The 3,171-nt window shown below is 42.8% G+C and carries 2 protein-coding genes and 1 pseudogene; 2 read left to right on the top strand and 1 reads right to left on the bottom strand.

Features of this window, described 5'->3' with window-relative positions; genetic code table 11:
* Nucleotides 1–402, bottom strand: a pseudogene (locus RQ763_RS10995) (hypothetical protein); the annotation flags it as partial.
* Nucleotides 403–647: 245 nt separating this feature from the next.
* Between RQ763_RS10995 and RQ763_RS11000 the strand changes: the two are divergent.
* Nucleotides 648–1,460, top strand: a complete 813-nt coding sequence (locus RQ763_RS11000) for a formate/nitrite transporter family protein (RefSeq protein WP_314153013.1) — start codon at nucleotides 648–650, stop codon at nucleotides 1,458–1,460.
* Between the two features lie 7 nt (nucleotides 1,461–1,467).
* Nucleotides 1,468–3,171: bifunctional protein-serine/threonine kinase/phosphatase (locus RQ763_RS11005; protein ID WP_314153014.1), on the top strand; the 1,704-nt coding region annotated here is incomplete at its 3' end.

The raw sequence follows: 3,171 nt of genomic DNA on the forward strand, positions 1-3,171 counted from the left end.
CTCCTCATCGCTGAAGTAGCAAGCGTACGTAAGTTGGTAGTTTCTCTCTAAAATCAGACGTTTTAATGCGACATTCGCCGCTGCTTTTTTTGTCAAAATGGCTTCTGCGTAGAGGCTCTCTTTTGTGATTACGCCTGTTATTCTCGCCGTTCCTTGAAGTATTTCAAAACGGAGCTTACCATCCTCTTTTGTAATTATAATGTTTTGGTTTGATTTTGAGTCTGAAAAGTTTTCAAGAGATATGAAAAAATATTCATAGGCATCTAGTATCTCTTTTGCTTCAAACGCCTCGTTAGATTTGTTGAAGAGATCTTCCTCATCTTTAGAGAGGTTTGCGTTGATGCCTCTTCCAAAGGAGTGTTTATGTTCTACTTTTGGTTCAAAAAAATTCAGCCAATCCATTGAGTCTCTCTTTGGTATTTTATGAGTCTAATTATAGTAAAAGCTTCTTTATAGGAGATTAGAGGCACTTTAATATTTGCTCTCTTAGTAAAAATTGTCTATAATCTGTTTTTTTCGTTGATGAAACATAATAAAATATAAGATTGTATAAAATATATACAGGCTAGTTGTTTAATTATTATGCTTTAAATATACAATTCTATATCACAACAGTGAAATACTTTTCTACTTTTAAGGAGTGTGCCATGTCTTACTTGGTTCCTACGGAGTTTGTTACAAAAATGGTCGATGCGGGCGAGTCAAAAGTCTATATGTCAACGAAAGATACGATTATTAGAGCTTTTATGGCAGGGGCTATTTTGGCGCTTGCAGCGGCTTTTGCCATTACGGTCTCTATGTCTACTGGTTCGCCGCTTGTCGGTGCGATGCTCTTTCCTGTCGGTTTTATTATGCTCTACCTTATGGGGTTTGATCTGCTAACGGGTGTCTTTGTTTTGGTTCCGCTTGCTCTTATTGACAAGCGACCTGGAGTAACGGTAAAACAGGTTCTTAGAAACTGGGGACTTGTTTTCTTCGGTAACTTTGCGGGTGCATTGCTTGTGGCATTTATGATTTCGTTTATACTTACATACGGCTATCAAATTGAAGTAGGCGAAGTCGGTAAAAAGATCGGCTCTATCGGGGAAGCAAGAACACTTGGCTATCAAGAGCACGGGATTTGGGGCTGGATGACGGTTTTTATCCGCGGGATGCTTTGCAACTGGATGGTCTCCATGGGTGTTGTGGGAGCAATGATCTCGACGAGTGTAAGCGGCAAGGCTATTGCTATGTGGATGCCGATTATGCTCTTCTTTTTTATGGGCTTTGAGCACTCTATCGTCAATATGTTTTTGTTTCCATTTTCCATGATAATGGGCGGTAACTTTACGATTGGTGATTATCTTTTATGGAATGAGCTTCCTGTTGTTCTGGGGAACCTAGTAGGCGGTCTTGCTTTTACCGGGCTTACTCTTTATGCAACACACATAAAAACTGGTGCAAAAAGAAAACTGAGCTGATTCTCTTATGAAAAGCCGTTTAGAACTCTCTATCTCCCAGTACTCCACTGGGGGACGAAAAGAGATAAACCAGGACTTTCACGATATCTGCATCCCCAAAGAGCCACAGCTTACACACAAAGGGGTTGCTATTGCCATTGCTGATGGCATCGGCAGCAGCAGTGTAAGTCAAATCGCCTCCAAGGCAGCCGTAACCTCCTTTTTGATGGACTACACAAGCACGCCCGAATCATGGTCTGTAAAAAAATCAGCACTTAGGGTTTTGGGTGCCGCAAACTCATGGCTCTACTCCCAAACCATGCAGAGTAACTACTCCCATGATAAAAACAGAGGTTTCGTCTGTACATTTAGCGCCATGGTGCTTCGCTCTAGCACTGCCTACCTCTTTCATGCCGGTGATACGCGCATCTACCGTTTGCGTGATGGTGTGCTAGAGCAGCTCACACAAGATCACCGTTTATGGGTCTCAAGAGATAAGAGTTACCTAAGCCGAGCTTTGGGCATGGAGCCACATGTGCGGATGGATTACAGCAGTTTTCAGGTAGAAGTCGGTGATATCTTCTGTTTTATGAGCGATGGCGTCTATGAGTATGTTAGTGATACTTTAATGGTAAAAATGATACAAAAACATCAAGATAGATTTGAAGAGATTGCAAAAATTATCGCTGAATATGCTTACAAGGAACAAAGCGATGACAATATTACCATCCAGCTTGTTCGTGTGGATGCTTTGGCAAAAAAAGAGCTCAAAGAGATCTACAAACAGATAGAGGAGAAACCTTTCGCACCTCTGCTTGAAGCAAGAGAGGAGTTCGAAGGCTACACCATTGTGCGGGAGTTGAGTGCTAGCAGTAGAAGCCATGTCTATCTTGGGGTGGATAGCCAGAGCGGCAAGCAGGTTGCACTCAAAATCCCGTCCATCGATATGCAAGGAGACAAAGCGTATCTGGAGCGTTTCTTGATGGAGGAGTGGATAGCAAGACGCATCAATAGCGCACATGTTTTAAAATCTTTCACTCCTTCACGCAAAAAAAATTATCTCTACAATGTACTAGAGTTTATAGAGGGGCAAACGCTCTCGCAGTGGATTATCGACAACCCAAATCCAACTCTTGAGACAGTGCGGCAAATGGTAGAGCAGGTAGCAAAAGGGCTTTTGGCGTTGCATCGTCAAGAGATGATTCATCAAGACCTCAGACCGCAAAATATTATGATTGAAACCTCAGGCACGCTAAAAATCATAGATTTTGGCGCAACAAGAGTGGAGGGCATCATGGATATCAATATCCGCCTTGAACAAGAGAACCTCTTAGGAACTGCACTCTATAGCGCCCCTGAGTATTTTTTGGGCAAAGAGGGAACGGTGTGCTCAGACCTCTTCTCGCTCGGTGTGATAGTCTATGAGATGTTATCGGGTCACTTTCCTTATGGCGTGGAGATTGCAAGAGTAAAAAGCGAGACTGCACAAAAGAGACTCCGCTACACGCCGCTCTATCACTACAACCAAGAGATTCCCGTGTGGGTTGATGAGGCGGTGAAAAAAGCAGTTGCAATCAACCCAAAAGAGCGCTATGAGGAGCTAAGTGAGTTTTTGTATGACCTGCGCCATCCAAATGAGGAGTTTTTAAAGAAGAAAAAACCGCCCCTTGTGGAGAGAAACAGCGTCATATTTTGGCAAGGCGTCTCTTTTGTTTTGGCTCTTGTCTTGGTA

The organism is Sulfurimonas sp., assembly GCF_032250635.1.
In the GTDB taxonomy this organism is placed as follows: Bacteria; Campylobacterota; Campylobacteria; order Campylobacterales; family Sulfurimonadaceae; genus Sulfurimonas.

Excerpts from the sequence above, each read along its gene's own strand:
- RQ763_RS11000 (WP_314153013.1), top strand. The coding sequence starts at position 648 with ATGTCTTACTTGGTTCCTACGGAGTTTGTTACAAAAATGGTCGATGCG.